General features: G+C 65.4%; 16 protein-coding genes and 1 tRNA gene. 15 read left to right on the top strand and 2 right to left on the bottom strand.

Annotated elements, in window-relative coordinates; translation table 11 throughout:
• On the top strand, positions 1-656 hold a 656-nt coding region (locus tag NUU27_RS22170; protein WP_257764480.1), incomplete at its 5' end, for a PD-(D/E)XK nuclease family protein.
• A 73-nt stretch (positions 657-729) separates the two neighbouring features.
• Positions 730-1,053 (top strand): thioredoxin, encoded by a 324-nt coding sequence (gene trxA, locus NUU27_RS22165; protein ID WP_257764479.1) that lies wholly within the window; start codon positions 730-732, stop codon positions 1,051-1,053.
• A gap of 56 nt (positions 1,054-1,109) precedes the next feature.
• Here trxA and NUU27_RS22160 read toward each other — a convergent pair whose 3' ends face one another.
• Positions 1,110-1,916 carry an undecaprenyl-diphosphate phosphatase gene (locus NUU27_RS22160; RefSeq protein ID WP_257764478.1) on the bottom strand — a complete coding sequence of 269 codons (807 nt, stop codon included), beginning with the start codon at positions 1,914-1,916 and terminating at the stop codon, positions 1,110-1,112.
• Between the two features lie 138 nt (positions 1,917-2,054).
• Between NUU27_RS22160 and NUU27_RS22155 the strand changes: the two genes are divergently transcribed.
• From NUU27_RS22155 to NUU27_RS22100, 12 genes are all read left to right on the top strand, one after another.
• Entirely contained in the window at positions 2,055-2,747 is a 693-nt protein-coding gene (locus NUU27_RS22155; protein ID WP_257764477.1) for a glutathione S-transferase family protein, read from the top strand.
• On the top strand, positions 2,747-3,877 hold the full coding sequence (queG, locus tag NUU27_RS22150) for a tRNA epoxyqueuosine(34) reductase QueG (protein WP_257764476.1): 1,131 nt from the start codon (positions 2,747-2,749) through the stop codon (positions 3,875-3,877). The genes NUU27_RS22155 and queG overlap by 1 nt, the downstream gene beginning before the upstream one ends.
• Entirely contained in the window at positions 3,874-4,764 is an 891-nt protein-coding gene (locus tag NUU27_RS22145; RefSeq protein WP_257764475.1) for an SDR family oxidoreductase, read from the top strand. Before queG ends, NUU27_RS22145 begins: the two co-directional genes overlap by 4 nt.
• A 69-nt stretch (positions 4,765-4,833) precedes the next feature.
• Entirely contained in the window at positions 4,834-5,874 is a 1,041-nt protein-coding gene (gene mepA, locus NUU27_RS22140; protein ID WP_257764474.1) for a penicillin-insensitive murein endopeptidase, read from the top strand.
• A 200-nt stretch (positions 5,875-6,074) separates the two neighbouring features.
• A complete protein-coding gene (locus NUU27_RS22135; RefSeq protein WP_257764473.1) occupies positions 6,075-7,103 on the top strand; it encodes a glucokinase in 1,029 nt (342 codons plus the stop codon).
• Positions 7,104-7,380: 277 nt separating this feature from the next.
• The gene (locus tag NUU27_RS22130; protein ID WP_257764472.1) at positions 7,381-9,210 is read left to right on the top strand and encodes an ABC transporter ATP-binding protein; all 1,830 of its coding nucleotides are present in this window, start codon (positions 7,381-7,383) and stop codon (positions 9,208-9,210) included.
• Positions 9,207-10,019 (top strand): 4-hydroxy-tetrahydrodipicolinate reductase, encoded by an 813-nt coding sequence (dapB, locus tag NUU27_RS22125; protein ID WP_257764471.1) that lies wholly within the window; start codon positions 9,207-9,209, stop codon positions 10,017-10,019. Before NUU27_RS22130 ends, dapB begins: the two co-directional genes overlap by 4 nt.
• 135 nt (positions 10,020-10,154) lie before the next feature.
• On the top strand, positions 10,155-10,775 hold the full coding sequence (locus tag NUU27_RS22120) for a 2,3-bisphosphoglycerate-dependent phosphoglycerate mutase (RefSeq protein WP_257764470.1): 621 nt from the start codon (positions 10,155-10,157) through the stop codon (positions 10,773-10,775).
• 149 nt (positions 10,776-10,924) lie between these two features.
• A tRNA-Leu gene (locus NUU27_RS22115) sits at positions 10,925-11,009 on the top strand.
• 286 nt (positions 11,010-11,295) lie between these two features.
• Entirely contained in the window at positions 11,296-12,435 is a 1,140-nt protein-coding gene (locus NUU27_RS22110; RefSeq protein ID WP_257764469.1) for a glycosyltransferase, read from the top strand.
• Complete coding sequence (locus tag NUU27_RS22105) at positions 12,392-13,090, top strand: class I SAM-dependent methyltransferase (protein WP_257764468.1); 699 nt, start codon at positions 12,392-12,394, stop codon at positions 13,088-13,090. Before NUU27_RS22110 ends, NUU27_RS22105 begins: the two co-directional genes overlap by 44 nt.
• Before the next feature lie 155 nt (positions 13,091-13,245).
• Positions 13,246-13,602, top strand: coding sequence for a septal ring lytic transglycosylase RlpA family protein (locus tag NUU27_RS22100; RefSeq protein ID WP_257764467.1), 357 nt, complete (start codon positions 13,246-13,248; stop codon positions 13,600-13,602).
• A gap of 9 nt (positions 13,603-13,611) precedes the next feature.
• Here the strand turns inward: NUU27_RS22100 and NUU27_RS22095 are convergent, their stop codons facing one another.
• Positions 13,612-14,934 carry a putative bifunctional diguanylate cyclase/phosphodiesterase gene (locus NUU27_RS22095; RefSeq protein WP_374567909.1) on the bottom strand — a complete coding sequence of 441 codons (1,323 nt, stop codon included), beginning with the start codon at positions 14,932-14,934 and terminating at the stop codon, positions 13,612-13,614.
• A gap of 307 nt (positions 14,935-15,241) precedes the next feature.
• On the opposite strand from NUU27_RS22095, the gene gshB reads away from it, so the two are divergent.
• The gene (gene gshB, locus NUU27_RS22090) at positions 15,242-16,186 is read left to right on the top strand and encodes a glutathione synthase (protein ID WP_257764465.1); all 945 of its coding nucleotides are present in this window, start codon (positions 15,242-15,244) and stop codon (positions 16,184-16,186) included.
• Positions 16,187-16,230 lie beyond the last annotated feature (44 nt).

Below are 16,230 nucleotides of genomic sequence, written 5' to 3'. Positions count from 1 at the left end.
GCGAGCCGCCGCCCGTGCAGGCCGACCTGCCGCGCCCGCTCACCCCGTCGCGCGCCGGCGCGCTGATCGAGGCGGGATACGAGCCGGTCCCCTCCTCCCGCTCGCCGGTGCTTGACGATCCGGACAGGCCGGGGTTTGCGGTCCAGCGCGGTCTTGCCATGCACCGGCTTCTGCAGATGCTGCCCGAATGCCCGGCGTCGGGGCGCGAAGCGGCGGCGCGGCGTTATCTCGCACGCGCCGGCAGCGCGTGGAGCGAGGCCGAGCGCGAGGCGGCATGGCGGTCCGTTTCGGCGATTCTTGACGATGCCCGTTTCCAGCCGCTTTTCGCCGCCGGCTCGCGCGCGGAAGTCTCGGTGCTGGGCGAAGTCAGCCTCAACGGTGTGCGGCGCGCCGTCTCCGGCACCATGGACAGGCTGGCGGTGACCGCGGACACCGTTCTGATCGTCGACTACAAGACCAGTCGTCCCGTTCCGCAAACGCTCGATCAGGTACCGCCTGCCTATGTGGCGCAGATGGCGCTTTATGCCGAGCTCCTGAAACCCCTTTATCCGGGGCGCGCGGTGCAGGCGGCGCTGCTGTTCACCGAGGCGCCGTTGCTGCTGCCCGTATCGGCCGAGCGCCTGTCCAAGGCGCTTGCCGGGCTCGGCGGCACGTGACACAAGAGAGCTTGACGCGCGCCTGCGCTACCCCCACATGTGGTGTGACTTCTTTTGCCGATAGGAGATTCCAATGGCCACCGTGAAAGCGGACAAGAGCAACTTCCAGTCCGATGTGCTGCAGGCGGCGGAGCCCGTGGTCGTCGATTTCTGGGCCGAGTGGTGCGGCCCCTGCAAGATGATCGCTCCGGCGCTCGACGAGATTTCAAGGGAACTCGACGGCAAGGTGAAGATCGCCAAGCTGAACATCGATGAGAACCCGGAGATCGCCGCGCAGTACGGCGTGCGCTCCATTCCGACGCTGATGCTGTTCAAGAACGGCGAAGTGGCCGACATGAAGGTGGGCGCCGCTCCGAAGACGGCTCTTTCGGCCTGGATCAACGGCAACGTCGCCTGAGTCAGGCAGGACCGCTTACAAGAAACCCGGCCTCGCGCCGGGTTTTTTGTTTCCGCTCATCCCCAGACGAACAGGGCTGCCAGCCCCGCGATTCCGACGATCAGCCGCCACCAGCCGAACAGCGCATAGCCGTGCTGCGAGACGTAGCCGAGCAGCCAGCGCACGACCAGCAGCGCGGCCACGAAGGCGGCCACGAAGCCGATGGCGATGATCTCGATATCCGCTGTCGAGAGTATGTCGAAGTTTTTGTAAAGGTCGTAGGCGAAGGCGCCGGTCATGGTCGGCATGGCCAGGAAGAAAGAAAATTCCGCCGCCGAGCGCTTGTCCGCGCCCAGCAGCAGGCCGCCGACGATCGTCGCGCCCGAGCGTGAGGTCCCGGGGATCATCGACAGGCACTGGATCAGCCCGATGGTGAAATACATCGGCAGCGAAAACTTGGTCACGTCCGTGTAGCGCGGCTTGCTCGCCCAGCGGTCGACCCACAGGAGGACGAAGCCGCCGAGGATCAGCATGACGCAGATGAGCAACGGCGTTTCGAAGAGCACCGTCTTGATGACCTTGTAGGCGAGGACGCCGATGATCGCCGCCGGCAGAAAGGCGAGCAGGATGCCGAGCACGAAGCGCTGGGTATCGCGATCGCGCGGCAGGTCGATCAGCATTTTCCAGAGCCGCACCGCGTAGATGCTGAGGATCGCCAGGATCGCGCCGAGCTGGATCAGCACCTCGAAGGCCTTGCCGGTGGATTTGAAGCCGAGAAAATGGCCGGCGAGCAGGATATGACCTGTGGAAGAGACGGGGATGAACTCCGTCAAGCCTTCCAGAACACCGAGCACGAGCGCTCCCGCGATGGTCTGATCGGTCACGTTGGCTCCTCAATTTTGGCTTGCTTGTCAGTGCGACGCTCTCCCCCTATAGCTGAGGAAGAACTCCCGGAATCAGGTAATCCGAGAATTACCGCCACGGCCATGAAATGGCCAGAGCCCAGCGTTAGAAGTCGCCGCATGCTGACGTTATTTCATCATCCCCTCTTCGCATCGTGCCGCTTCGTGCGGCTGTCCTTTGGCGAGTACGGAGAAGAACTCGCTTTGATCGAGGAACGCCCGTGGGCGCGGCGCGAGGAATTTCTGTCGCTCAATCCGGCTGGCACGATTCCCGTCTTGCTTGCGGAAGGCGATCAGCCGATCGTCGGCGCTACCGTCATCGCCGAATATCTCGACGAGACACGCGGCGCGCTCAAGCGCGGCAAGCGCCTGATGGCGGAGGACCCGGTGCAGCGCGCCGAGATTCGCCGCCTGGTCGACTGGTATCTGATCAAGGCGGATGGCGACGTCACACGGCATCTCGTGCGCGAGCGCGCCTTGAAGCCCCATATGACGGGCACGGAGGGCGGCGGCTCTCCGGATTCTGCGGCGATCCGGGCGGCCCGCGCCAACATTCGCCAGCACATGAAATACACCAACTGGCTGACCGGCACGCGCGATTGGCTGGCCGGCAAGAAGCTCTCCTACGCGGACCTGGCCGCCGCTTCCGCCCTGTCGGTGCTCGACTATCTCGGCGAAGTGGAGTGGCATGATTATCCGGCGGCGCGCGACTGGTACACCCGCATGAAGTCGCGGCCGGCGTTCCGTCCCATCCTTGCCGACCGCGTGCGGGGGCTGTCGCCGGTCTCGCATTACGCGGATTTGGATTTCTGATGGGCACGGCGCAGGCCGACCGGCTTCGCGCCTTCATCGACAAAGAGGCGCGCGCGGCCGGCTTCGACGCGGTTGCCGTCGCTTCCGCACAAGCCGCCCCCTCGAAAGCCGGCGAGCTTGGCCACTTCCTCAGGGAGGGCCGGCACGGCACCATGCAATGGATGGAGGAGACGGCCGACCGCCGCGCACACCCGCGCGATCTCTGGCCCGAGGTCCGCTCGGTGATCATGCTCGGCATGAATTACGGGCCCGAGGAGGACCCGCTGTCGGTGCTCGGCAAGAAAAGCAGGGCGGCGATCTCCGTCTACGCCCGCAACCGCGATTATCACGACGTCATCAAGGGGCGGTTGAAGCAGATCGCCGGCAAGCTTGCGGCGCGCACCGGACAGGACGTCAAGGTCTTCGTCGACACCGCGCCGGTGATGGAAAAGCCGCTAGCGCGGCAGGCGGGCCTCGGCTGGCAGGGCAAGCACACCAATCTCGTCAGCCGCGAGTTCGGCTCCTGGCTGTTTCTGGGCTCGATCTTCACGACCGCGGAGCTCGAACCGGACGATCCCGAACGCGACCATTGCGGCTCGTGCCGGGCCTGCCTCGACATCTGCCCGACCAACGCCTTCCCGGCCCCCTACCAGCTCGATGCGCGTCGCTGCATCTCCTATCTCACCATCGAGCACAAGGGGCAGATCCCGCACGAATTCCGCGCCGCCATGGGCAACCGCATCTATGGGTGCGACGATTGCCTGGCCGTCTGCCCCTGGAACAAATTCGCACGGCATGCCGCCGAGGCGAGGTTGCAGGCGCGCCATGACCTGAACGAGCCCGAGCTTGCGGCGCTTCTCGCGCTCGACGATGCGGCGTTCCGCGCCTTTTTCTCCGGCTCTCCGGTCAAGCGCATCGGCCGCGACCGGTTTGTCCGCAACGCGCTCATCGCGGCGGGCAACTCCGGTGATGCAACGCTGGGTCGCCACTGCGAGGCCCTGCTCGCCGACCCTTCGCCATTGGTGCGGGGCGCTGCCGTCTGGGCCCTGTCGCGGCTTCTCGATGCGGGCGCCTTCGCGTCTCTTGAAGCGCGCTTGCGTCCGTTGGAAAAGGATGCCGAAGTGGAAGCTGAATGGAGGACGCGGCCATGACCAAGGAATTCTTCATCTTCGGCGCCGGCTATTCCGGCCGGGCGATCGCCCGTGAGGTGCTTGGCGAGGCTGCGTTCGTCGGCGGCACGACGCGCAATCCGGAGAACGCCGAGACGCTGCAACGCTCGGGGATCACGCCCTTCGTCTTCGACGGCGGCTCCGGCCTGTCGCCGGAGATAAGCGACGCGCTGTCCCGCACCACCCATCTGATCGTCAGCATCGCTCCCGATGCGCAGGGCGACCCGTTGCTGGCCGTTGGCCGCGACGTGGTGGGCAGCGCCATGCCTGCCCTGAAATGGATCGGCTATCTCTCGACGGTCGGCGTCTATGGCGATCATGGCGGCGCCTGGGTCGACGAGACAAGCGCCTGCGATCCGGTTTCCGAACGGTCGAAGCAGCGGCTGGCGACTGAAAACGACTGGCTGCGGCTCGGCAGCGACCGCGGCCTTCCGGTTGCCATCCTGCGCCTTTCCGGCATTTATGGACCAGGCCGCAACGCGCTCGCCAACCTGGCGGAAGGCAAGGCGCGGCGCATCGTGAAACCCGGCCAGGTGTTCAACCGCATCCATGTCGACGACATCGCCGGCGCCACCGCCCATCTGGCGCGCCGGCGCGAGGGCGGCCTGTTCAACGTCACCGACGACGCCCCCTCCCCGCCGCAGGACGTCGTTGCCTATGCGGCGCGGATCATGGGGATCGAGCCTCCCCCTGAGGTCGCTTTCGAGGCGGCAGGATTGAGCCCCATGGGCCGCTCCTTCTATGGCGAATGCAAGCGCGCGGCGAACGCGAAGCTGAAGGCCACCGGATATCGCATGCGCCATCCGGACTATCGTGCGGCGCTCGACGCCATGTGGGCGGAAGACCGCTGGCGGGCGGAAAATTCCTGACGCATTCGTCCGCGAATCGCAAGCTGTGCTATGATTCTTGAACCTGGGCGGACCGATGACGAGGAAGCGATGCGATTCGAAACGTTCTTGAAGGTCGCAGCCGCGGCCCTGCTCGGCGTCTTTGCGTTCACTGGCGCTGCGTCGTCCGAGCCGCTGGCCAAGCAGCTTTTCGGCGCCAAGAAACTGCCGGCGGTGGCCGCGCCGCAATCCTTCGGGTTCTATTCGAAAGGCTGCTTCGCCGGCGGCATGGCCATCGCCAAGGACGGCCCGCACTGGCAGGCCATGCGCCTGTCGCGCAACCGGCGCTGGGGACATCCCGAACTGGTCGCGACCCTCGAGCGCCTGTCTCGCGAGGCGGCCCGGGACGGCTGGCGCGGCCTTCTGGTCGGCGACATCTCCCAGCCGCGCGGCGGGCCGATGCTGACGGGGCATGCATCGCACCAGATCGGCCTCGACGCCGACATTTGGTTCACGCCGATGCCGGCCCGCCGTTTCACCAACGCCGAACGGGAGAACGTCAGCGCCGTCTCGATGCTCAAGGGCGACTCGCTCTATGTCGACGATCGTAAGTGGACGCCCGCCCATGAGGCGGTGTTGCGGCGCGCTGCGAGCTATCCGCAGGTGGAGCGCATCCTTGTTCATCCCGGCATCAAGAAGAAGCTCTGCGACACGGTGCGCGGCGACCGCCGCTGGCTGCAGAAAGTTCGGCCCTTCTGGGGCCACCACTATCATTTTCATCTGCGCATCGGCTGCCCGGCGGGCTCTTCCGGCTGTAAGCCGCAGGCCGCGCCGCCGCCCGGCGATGGCTGCGACAAGTCGCTCGACTGGTGGTTCACGGATGAGCCATGGCGGCCTGCCAAGGGCCCAGCCAAGCCGAAGGCGCGCGATATCATGACGATGGCGTCGCTTCCGGCGGCCTGCCGCGCGGTTCTCGACGCGCCCTCGCCCGCCTCCGAGATGGCCGTGACCCTAACCGGCGACGGGCAGGGGCAGCAGGCGGCGGCGGATCTTCCGGTGCTTGGCTACGGGCCGATCGATCCGGCGAGCGTGCTGTCAGCCATACCGGCCGATCGCGTTCCGCGGCCCAGCAGCAGGCCCGGCTTTCAGTAGTCGATCGGCTGCCGGTCGTGGGTTTTTCCGGGCGCCCCGCTTGCCATGAGGCTTCAACCGATTTAATTGCGCGGAAGCCTGGAGCGGGATGAGGAACAGTGTGAAGCGGTTTTCCGCCCGCATCCCACTCTGACTTTTTGGGATTGGCCAAGTGCGAACGCTATAGACAACAACCGGCCGCGACAGGACCGAGCTCAGCCATGCATTTCAAGAACGAGAACGACGCCGTGCTCAGATTTCCCGTCCTGATCGGGGATATTGGCGGCACCAACGCCCGGTTCGCCATCCTGGTCGATTCGAATGCCGAGCCGAAACTCTTCCCGGTGGTGCAGACGGCCGATCATGCGACCATCGATGAGGCGATCCAGACGGCCATTCTCGACCGCACCTCGATCCTGCCGCGTTCGGCGGTGCTTGCCGTCGCCGGCCCTGTCGACGGCGATGAGATCGACCTTACCAATTGCGACTGGGTGGTTCGCCCGCGTCAGATGATCGAGACGATGGGGTTCTCCGACATCGTCGTCATCAACGATTTCGAGGCCCAGGCGCTGGCAGCGGTGGCGCTCGAAGACGAGCACCTTGAGATGGTGTGTCCCGGCTCGCCGGAGGCGACGGGCAGCCGTGTCGTCCTCGGGCCGGGAACCGGTCTCGGGATGGCCGGGCTGGTGCATGCTCAGCACACATGGTTCCCGGTCCCCGGCGAGGGCGGGCATGTGGATTTCGGCCCGCGCAGCGACCGGGATCTCGAGATATTCCCGCATCTGGAGCGCATCGAGGGCCGCGTTTCGGCCGAGCAGATCCTTTGCGGCCGCGGTCTGGTCAATCTCTATCGCGCGATCGCCGCGGCGGATGGCAGGGACGCCGTCCGGCAAACCCCGGCCGAGATCACGGGAGCGGGGCTGGAGGGTTCGGATGCCATCGCCGTGGAGGCGCTCGATCTTTTCGTCACCTATCTCGGCCGGCTTGCCGGCGACATGGCGTTGATCTTCATGAGCCGCGGCGGCGTGTACCTGACGGGCGGCATCGCCCAGAAGATCGTGCCGACGTTGAAGAACGGCAAGTTCCGCGCCGCCTTCGAGGACAAGGCTCCCCATGGCGCCATGATGCGTGCGATGCCGGCCTATGTGATCACCCATCCGATGGCCGCGCTGCGCGGGCTTGCCGCCTATGCGCGCACGCCCATCCGCTTCGGTGTCGAGACCGAGGGGCGGCGCTGGAGGTCGGGCTGACGGGTGGCTTACAGCGCCGTGCGTCCATTTGGACGCACAAAGGACGCTGTAAGTCTTTGAATCTGCGCATCGTGCTTTCCGAAAATCGATTCCGATTTTCGGGCTGATGCGCCGGGTAGTCCGTCTCTGCCGGTAGGCGTCATAATTGCGGCGTGATTGGCCGTTGCATGAGCAGCCGTGAACAGGCATACAGCGCCCTGCAGCCATTCGGACCCGCAAGGGACGCTGTAAGTCTTGGTATGAGCTCGCCGGCGCTGGCTGAACAGGAACGGATGCTTTGAGACTCGGAAGAAACACGGCCGATCCGGGCGCGGTCATCCCCGTCATCCGCCGGATTTTCGCGGAGAACGGCCGCGAATATGTCGGGCACTACGCGATCGCCGTGCTCTGCATGCTGGCCATCGCCGCCACCACGGCCTTCAGCGCCTGGATCATGCGCGACATCATCGACGAGGTCTTCTACCGCCAGCGCTGGGACCTGGTGGGCTGGATCTGCACTGCCATCGTCGCCGCCTTCGCCATTCGCGGCTTCGCCACCTATGGCCAGTCCGTGATGCTGGCGAAGATCGGCAACAACATCGTCGCGCGTTACCAGCAGCGGGTGTTCGACCACCTGATGCGTCTCGGCATCGGCTTCTTCACGACCACCCGCTCCGGCCAGCTTTCGGCGCAGATCAGCCAGAATGTGGGCGGCATCCGCGACCTCCTGAACATGACGGTGGCCTCCATAGCGCGCGATGCGGTGACGCTGGTCGGCCTCGTGGCCGTGATGGTGCTGCAGGATCCGCTGCTCTCGGTGATCGCCCTCGTCATCGGTCCGCCGCTCATCTATGCCGTGAACTATCTGATGCGGCGGCTGCGCCGGGTCACGCGCGAGGCGGTCGAGGTCAATTCCAGGCTGCTCGGCGCGATGCAGGAATCGGTGCAGGGGATCGCCATCATCAAGGCCTTCACCATGGAGGATCAGCTCTCGCAGAAGATGACGGGGCTGATAAGCTACGCCGAGGAGCGCTCCAACAAGATCGCCCGGGTGTCCGAGCGGCTCGGCCCGATCACCGAGCTTCTGGCCGGACTGGCGATCGCCGGCGTCATCGCCTATGCAGCCTGGCGCGCCTCGGTCAGCGCGGAGCCGCCTGGTTCCGTCTTTGCCTTCATCACGGCGCTGCTTCTGGCCTACGACCCGGTGCGCAAGCTCGCGCGTGTCCAGGTCAATCTCGAGCGCGCGCTCGTTAATGCGCGCATGATCTACGAGATCCTCGACATCGAACCTCAGCAGGGCGATGCGCCCGATGCCGGCACGCTGCGGGTGGAGAAGGGCAACGTTTCGTTCGACAACGTCGCCTTCGCCTACAGCGACACGCTGCCGGTGCTGCACGGCGTCAGCTTCGTCGCGAAGGCAGGCGAGACAACGGCCATCGTCGGCCCCTCGGGCGCCGGCAAGTCGACCCTGTTCGCGCTGCTGCAACGCTTCTACGACCTCGACGGCGGCCGCATCGAGGTCGACGGGCAGGACATCTCCAGGGTCACCAAGAGCTCGCTGCGCGGCGCCATCGCCTATGTGTCGCAGCAGCCCTATCTGTTCGAAGGCACGATCCGCGACAACATCCGCTATGGACGGCCGGACGCGACCGACGCGGAGGTGGAGGCGGCGGCGCGTCTTGCCCATGCCGACGAGTTCATCCGCCAGCAGGCGCGGGGCTACGACACGCTCGTGGGCGAAAACGGCGCCACGCTGTCGGGCGGTCAGCGGCAGCGCCTGTCCATTGCCCGCGCGATCGTCCGCAACGCGCCGATCCTGCTGCTCGACGAGGCGACCTCCGCGCTCGACAACGAGTCGGAAGCGCGCGTCCAGGAAGCGCTGGAAGAGATCATGAAGACCCGCACCACGCTGGTCATCGCGCATCGGCTGTCGACGGTCGTCAACGCCGACCGCATCATCGTTCTCGAGGAAGGGCGCCTGGTGGAGGAAGGCACGCACGCCTCCCTTGTGCGCAAGCCGCACGGCATTTATGCACGGTTCCACCGAATGCAGCGCGAGAAGGGCGAAGACCTGCTGGCCAACAGGACGGCCGAAGCGGAGCCCGCGGGCGAGGAGAGCGGCGCATGAGCGAGATGGGGCTGGTGGTTGTCGGCGCGGCGGGGCGCATGGGCCAGACGCTGATCCGCACGGTTCATGCGATGGAGGGAGCGCGTGTCGCCGGCGCCATCGAACGGCCGGGCTCGCCGGCCCTCGGAAAGGATGCCGGCGAGCTGGCCGGCATCGGCACCATCGGCGTGCCGATTTCCGACGATCCGCTGGCCGCCTTCGCCAAGGCCGAGGGGGTGCTGGATTTCACCGCGCCGGCGGCGAGCGTCGAGTTCGCGGGCTACGCCGCGCAGGCTCGCATCGTCCATGTCATCGGCACCACCGGCTGCGATGCCGGCCACGAGGCCAAGATCAAGATGGCCGCGCACCACGCCACCATCGTCAAGTCGGGCAATATGAGCCTCGGCGTCAACCTGCTCGCCGTTCTGGTCAAGCAGGCGGCAAGGGCGCTCGAGGCGGCCGATTTCGACATCGAGATCCTGGAGATGCATCACCGGCACAAGGTGGATGCGCCCTCCGGCACCGCGTTGCTGCTCGCCGAAGCGGCTGCCGAGGGGCGCGACGTCGCGCTGGCGCAGAAGAGCGTGCGCGTGCGCGACGGGCACACCGGCCCGCGCGAGCCCGGCACGATCGGCTTTGCGACCCTCAGGGGCGGCTCGGTGGTGGGCGAGCATTCCGTCATTCTGGCCGGCCCCGGCGAGCGCATCACCCTTTCCCATCAGGCCGAGGATCGCGGCATCTTCGCGCACGGCGCGGTCAAGGCGGCGCTGTGGGCGCGCGGCAGGAAGCCGGGCCTCTATTCGATGCTCGACGTACTCGGGCTGAGCTAGAGAATTTTGCAATCAGGTGGAAACCTGACGACCGCATAAATGCGGAAAGACAAAGAAGATGGATCGGGACAGCGTTTCCATGAAACGATGAACCGATCTGGTTTTCAACATCCGAAACCTGCAAGGGAAAGCGCCATGTCCGGTACACTGATCCTCGTCCGTCACGGTCAGAGCGAGTGGAATCTCAAGAATCTGTTCACCGGCTGGCGGGATCCGGGTCTGACGGAGAAGGGGCATGAGGAGGCGAAGGAGGCCGGCCGCAAGCTCAAGGCACGCGGCATGAAGGCAGACATCGCCTTCACCTCCGATCTTTCCCGCGCCCAGGTCACCAACGATCACATCCTGCACGAGCTCGGGCAGGACGGGTTGAAGACGATCCGCGACCAGGCGCTCAACGAGCGCGACTATGGCGAGCTTTCCGGTCTCAACAAGGACGATGCGCGCAAGAAATGGGGCGAGGAGCAGGTGCATGTCTGGCGCCGGTCCTACGACACGCCGCCGCCCGGCGGCGAAAGCCTGAAGGACACGGGCGCGCGCGTGTGGCCTTATTTCCTGCATGACATCCTGCCGCATGTCCTGCGCGGCGAGACGGTGCTGGTCGCCGCGCACGGCAATTCGCTGCGGGCGCTGGTGATGGCGCTGGACGGTCTGAGCGGTGATGAAATCGTCAGGACCGAGATCGGCACCGGCGTGCCGATCATCTACAGGCTCAACGCCGATTCGACGGTAGCTTCGAAGGAAATCCTCGAAGGCTGAGCGGCGAAAGGGATCGCCGCGGAGCCGTGACGGCGGCTCCGCGAGGCCATCGGCCATGGGCTGGCGCGATGCACCGAAATTTCCTCTCGATGGTCGAGAATTCGCGTTGACAGGAAGGGACTTGGCCCTTACATCGGCAGCGCACACCTGCCCAGGTGGCGGAATTGGTAGACGCGCACGGTTCAGGTCCGTGTGCCGCGAGGCGTGGAGGTTCGAGTCCTCTCCTGGGCACCATCCTTTTAAGAAGCCATTTTCACGTTGCGCCCGCAGGGGCGCGTTGGCCGTTGGTTTTTTCTGAATAACCGGCCGCTTCGCTAAAATTCGAAAACTCCCGGATGTACAGCCTTGTCGGCGCTGAAGGAGTTTGAGTGCTTGGCGGCATCATTCTGCCAATATTCGACGGCTATAGCATTTTGCGGTCAAGTGGAATCACCTGACGACCGTACAGATGCGGAAAACAATGAGGCGGAGCGTCTTGTGTAGCGTTCAGAAGAACGCACAACGCTCTAGAGTTGCGTCCATGAAGATTCTTACCCTGTCCACGTTTGGTGAACGCTGCGGGATCGCCACTTACAATGATGCGCTCATGAGCGCTCTCGGGCGCTCCGGGGCGTGTGTCGACGTGCATGCCGTCGAAACGGCGACGGCGCGGACGCGATCGAAGCAGGGGATGCTGCACCATTTCGATGCCTTCGGGGCGAAAATCGATGCCTATGACGCGATCATCATTCAGCACGAATACGGGCTCTTCGGCGGCAGATACACGTCGGGCCTTGCGCAGAAGGTGTTTGCCCGGCTGATGAGCAGAGTGGCCGCGGCGGGAAAGCCGACCGCCGTCATCTTCCACTCGGAACCGCGCACCTCGCATCGCATCCTCTCGAGGAAGCGGGTCAACTGGGCGCGGATCTGCCGGTTGATCAACGACAATCCGCAAATCTTCGCGGTCGTTCACGGCAACACCGCCGAAGGCCAGTATGTGGAAGCCGGACTCTCGCCGGCCTCGATCTGGGCCACCCGGCACCCGCTGCCGGCCCCGCGCATAATTCCCAGGAGGAGCGCCGGAGACGAGATCGTTCTGACGATCTTCGGCTTCGTGGCGAAGTACAAAGGATATGACGAGGCCATCGAGGCGCTCGACAACCTGCCGGAGCGATACCGGCTGGTGATCGCCGGCGGCACGCATCCGGGGAACGCGATGGACGACACGTTCGAGCGCCTCAAGGAGCGCGAGGGCGCGCGGCTCGAAATCACCGGCTGGCTGGAGGAGGAGGACATCGCAGCGGTCATGGCGCGCACGGACATCGTCCTTGCCCCCTATCACAGGAACGGGCCGGCCGGGTCGGGCGCCGTGACCTGGGCGATCTGCCATGGCAGGCCGGTCATCGCCTCGCAAACCGTCAGCTTCAGCGAAATCCAGGAGGAGGCCGGTTGCTTCGCAATGGTGCCTCCAGGTGATGCGCAGGCGCTGGCAGACGCCATCCGCACCGTCGCGGAGGATGACGCGCTGAAGGCGCAGATGGTGGAGCGCGGCCTGGCCTACACGCGGAAATACAGTTGGGCCGGCATGGCCGACCGGCTGCTGCACAGGTTGCAGGCCCATCGAGGAGGAGACCGCCATGTTGCGAGACGCAGCGAGGAACCGCTCCTCGCTCTTCGGTAGCCGCAGGGATCGCCAGAAGACTTTCGATCCGATTGTCCGCACCGTCCCGGACGCGATCGAAGCCGCCGAGCGCGCCCTGGAGGGCTGGTGCAGCCGCGCGAAGGCCACGGCGCTCGCCGATGCGATTGTCAGGGAGCGGCCGGAAATCTGCGTCGAGATCGGCATTTTCGGCGGCCGCTCGATCGTTCCCTGCGCCGCGGCCTTGCGACAGAACGGGACCGGCGTGATCTACGGGATCGAGACCTGGAGCCCTTCTGTTGCCACGGAGCACTTCACCAGCGAGGAGAACGATGCCTGGTGGCAGGAGGTGGATTTCACGCGCATCAAGCGGGAGTTCCTTGCCTTCATCGCCGCGCATGGGTTCACCGAGCAGATCAGGATCCTCGAGTGTCCCTCGCGCCACGCCGCCTCGTTCTTCGAAACGATCGACTTCCTGCACATCGACGGCGCGCATTCGGTGTTCAACGCGGCGGAAGATGTCGTGCTCTATGCCAGGAAGCTGCGGGCCGGCGGCATCGTCGTGCTCGACGATATCGATTGGCCGACCACCGGGCCGGCGCATGACATCCTGAAGTCGATCGCCGAGCCCTTGCTGACGATCGAAGACGACGAGGGCAGGCCGACCTGCGCCTTCCTGAGAAAAGTGCGCGACTGACGCTGCGCGGCGGCGCTGTTGCAGCAGATGAGACTGTCCGACAAGCGGCGCTCTACTGTCGATCTGCCGGCGGAAGCTTTGAAGACGCCGTGCCGTCTCATCGCCGTATTTACCGATTATGCGCGGTAATCGATACGGATCAGGGGACAACTTCCATGCAGCCGCCCATTTGGAGCCGGCGCGCGGTCGTGCCGGCCGCGGTGCTTTTGCTCGCCATCCTCTCGACGCCTGCTTTCGCCCAATGCGGCAGCGCGTCGTGGTACGCCTTGACATCGAAGACCGCTTCCGGAGAACGCATGAATCCGGCGGCGATGACCGCCGCGCACCGCACCTTGCCGTTCGGCACGAAGCTGCGTGTGGTGAACAAGCGCAACGGCCGCAGCGTCGTCGTGCGCATCAACGATCGCGGCCCGTTCATTCGCGGACGCATCCTGGACCTGTCCAGGGCGGCGGCGGCCAAGCTCGGCTTCCTGAATGCAGGCCACACCAAAGTCTGCCTCGAGACGCGTTAGGTCCTGACCCTAACCTGCCGCCTTGTGCAGGGACGGCGACGCGGACTGCCTGAGATAGCCGAGCGTGGCATCGGCGTCGCGCGGGCGGCCGAAGAGGAAGCCCTGGCCCCCGTTGCAGCCGAACTGGACGAGACGCTGCGCCTGCGCTTCGGCCTCGATGCCTTCGGCCACCACATCCATGCCGAGCCCTTCGCACATCGCCAGGATGGCCCTGATGATGTGCTCGGAGGGGCGGTCGTCGAGAATCGATGACACGAAGGCGCGATCGATCTTCAGCTTGTCGAACTGGAATTCGCGCAATCGGCCGAGGCTCGATTGCCCGGTGCCGAAATCATCCAGCGAGACGCGGATCCCGACGCGGCGCAGATCCTCGACGATGCGTTGCGCCGAGGCCGGGTCGCTCATCAGGCCCGTCTCGGTGATCTCGATCTCCAGCCGGCGCGGGTCGAAACGGGTGCGCTCGAGGATGGAGAGGATCTGCAGGCCGGTGCTGTGATCGACCAATTGCGATGGCGACAGGTTGAACGAGAGAAAGAGATTGGTGGGCCAGCCGCGCGCTGCTTCCGTCGCCTTGCGCAGCACGAGCTGCGAGAGGGGGCCGATGATGCCGCGCTCTTCGGCGATCGGGATGAAGACCCCGGGCGAGACCGGTCCGAGATCATGGTCGGTCCAGCGTGCGAGCGTCTCGAAGCCGATGGTCCGTCGCGTTTCCAGGTCGACGATCGGCTGGAAATGCGGTTCCACCTCGCCGGCCGCCACGGCGCGGCGAAGAGCCTGCTCGATATGGGTGACGCGCTTGGCGGCCTCTTCCATCTCGCGCGTGTAGACCACCACGGTCCCGCGTCCGGAACGCTTGGCCTGGTAGAGTGCGGTTTCCGCCTTGTTGAGGAGGATCTCGCTCGTCTCCTCCTGCGAATAGTAGAGAGAGCAGCCGGCGGAGGCCGAGAGACGGGCCGTGCGGTGGCCGACGTCGTAAGGTGCGGAGAGGATTTCGATTAGCAGGCGCGTCTTCTCGCGGGCGGCTTCCTCGCTGAACACCATCGGATAGAGAAAGGCGAATTCATCCGCCCCGATGCGCGTCACCGTGGAGCCGTCGTCCATCGCGGCGCGCAGGCGCAGCGCCACCTGCTGCAATATGTCGTCGCCGGCGGCGCGCCCGAACAGGTCGTTGATGGGCTTGAAGCCGTCGAGGTCGAGCACGCCGATGGCGAATGGCGCGGGATCGTCGGCCCGCTCTCCGATGAGCCGATTGATCTTGTCGAAGAAGCGACGCATGTTTCCCAGGCCCGTCAGCGCGTCCGTGAAGGCCAAATCAGCTTGATTTGCCATCATCGACCGTCCAAGAGCGGGCGCCGGCTGCATCGTCCTCCGTTCCTCTGCTGGATAATCTATTCCGGCGGCGACCATGCACTCGAAAAGCTTTAAGAATAGTATCCGTGCAAGATTACGGCGAGGATTGCTCTCCTGTCCGGTGAGGGCTCTGCCGGACGTGGTTTTCCCGCCCGCCGCTCCGGCGCGAGCCCGCTTGATCCCGGCTTCCTGTTATCCCATTTATGCTGCAGTCAGGTGGTTCCACCTCACCGCAAAATGCTGTAGCCGTCATCTGCCCATCCCAGAGACCTTCCCGGGAGTCCCGTTCATGCCGCTCAACGTCGCCATCCAGATGGACCACATTTCGACGATCTCGATCGCCGGCGACACCAGCTTCGCCCTGGCGCTCGAGGCTCAGCGGCGCGGGCACGCCCTGTGGCATTACACGCCCGACCGGCTGTCGATGGTGGGCGGCCAGGTGATTGCACGGGCCGAGAAACTGTCGGTGCGGGACGAAAAGGGCGACCATTTCACGCTCGGTGAGCCGGAGCGGGTCGATCTCTCGTCGATGGATGTGATCCTGCTGCGGCAGGACCCGCCCTTCGACATGAACTACATCACCACGACGCATATTCTCGAGCGCATCCATCCGAAGACACTGGTCGTCAACGATCCGGCCTGGGTGCGCAACAGCCCGGAAAAGATCTTCGTCACCGAGTTTCCCGACCTGATGCCCGAGACCCTGATCACCCGCGATCCGCGCGAGGTGGACGAGTTCCGCCGCACGCATGGCGACATCATCGTCAAGCCGCTCTATGGCAATGGGGGCGCCGGGATCTTCCACCTGCGCGAGGGGGACCGCAACCTTGCCTCGCTGCTGGAGATGTTCATGCAGGCGTTTCGCGAGCCGTTCATCGTCCAGCGCTACCTGCAGGAAGTACGCGCCGGCGACAAGCGCATCATCCTGATCGAGGGCGAGCCCGTGGGGGCCATCAATCGCGTGCCCGCGGAGCATGATTCCCGCTCCAACATGCATGTGGGCGGGCGGGCCGAGCCGGCCGAGCTGACCGCGCGCGAGCGCGAGATCTGCGCCCGCATCGGCCCCGCCCTGCGCGAGCGCGGCTTCACCCTGGTGGGCATCGACGTGATCGGCGACTGGCTGACCGAGATCAACGTCACCTCGCCGACGGGCCTGCGCGAGGTGAAGCGGTTTGGCGGTCCCGACATCGCCGCCCTGTTCTGGGATGCCGTCGAAGCGCGTAAGGCCGCCTGACGCCAAGCAAACCGCGCGAAGCCGACGCCGCCCGGCCGATCACG

This window comes from Nitratireductor sp. ZSWI3, assembly GCF_024655565.1.
In the GTDB taxonomy this organism is placed as follows: domain Bacteria; phylum Pseudomonadota; class Alphaproteobacteria; order Rhizobiales; family Rhizobiaceae; genus Nitratireductor.
Note: the sequence above shows the minus strand (reverse complement) of the source record. Positions and strands in the feature narration are given on the sequence as shown.

Bases quoted from the DNA above. Each gene is read 5' to 3' on its own strand.
- trxA (WP_257764479.1), top strand. From the start codon at position 730: ATGGCCACCGTGAAAGCGGACAAGAGCAACTTCCAGTCCGATGTGCTG.
- NUU27_RS22155 (WP_257764477.1), top strand. From the start codon at position 2,055: ATGCTGACGTTATTTCATCATCCCCTCTTCGCATCGTGCCGCTTCGTG.
- queG (WP_257764476.1), top strand. From the start codon at position 2,747: ATGGGCACGGCGCAGGCCGACCGGCTTCGCGCCTTCATCGACAAAGAG.
- NUU27_RS22145 (WP_257764475.1), top strand. From the start codon at position 3,874: ATGACCAAGGAATTCTTCATCTTCGGCGCCGGCTATTCCGGCCGGGCG.
- mepA (WP_257764474.1), top strand. From the start codon at position 4,834: ATGCGATTCGAAACGTTCTTGAAGGTCGCAGCCGCGGCCCTGCTCGGC.
- NUU27_RS22135 (WP_257764473.1), top strand. From the start codon at position 6,075: ATGCATTTCAAGAACGAGAACGACGCCGTGCTCAGATTTCCCGTCCTG.
- dapB (WP_257764471.1), top strand. From the start codon at position 9,207: ATGAGCGAGATGGGGCTGGTGGTTGTCGGCGCGGCGGGGCGCATGGGC.
- NUU27_RS22120 (WP_257764470.1), top strand. From the start codon at position 10,155: ATGTCCGGTACACTGATCCTCGTCCGTCACGGTCAGAGCGAGTGGAAT.
- NUU27_RS22110 (WP_257764469.1), top strand. From the start codon at position 11,296: ATGAAGATTCTTACCCTGTCCACGTTTGGTGAACGCTGCGGGATCGCC.
- NUU27_RS22105 (WP_257764468.1), top strand. From the start codon at position 12,392: ATGTTGCGAGACGCAGCGAGGAACCGCTCCTCGCTCTTCGGTAGCCGC.
- NUU27_RS22100 (WP_257764467.1), top strand. From the start codon at position 13,246: ATGCAGCCGCCCATTTGGAGCCGGCGCGCGGTCGTGCCGGCCGCGGTG.
- NUU27_RS22095 (WP_374567909.1), bottom strand. From the start codon at position 14,934: ATGATGGCAAATCAAGCTGATTTGGCCTTCACGGACGCGCTGACGGGC.
- gshB (WP_257764465.1), top strand. From the start codon at position 15,242: ATGCCGCTCAACGTCGCCATCCAGATGGACCACATTTCGACGATCTCG.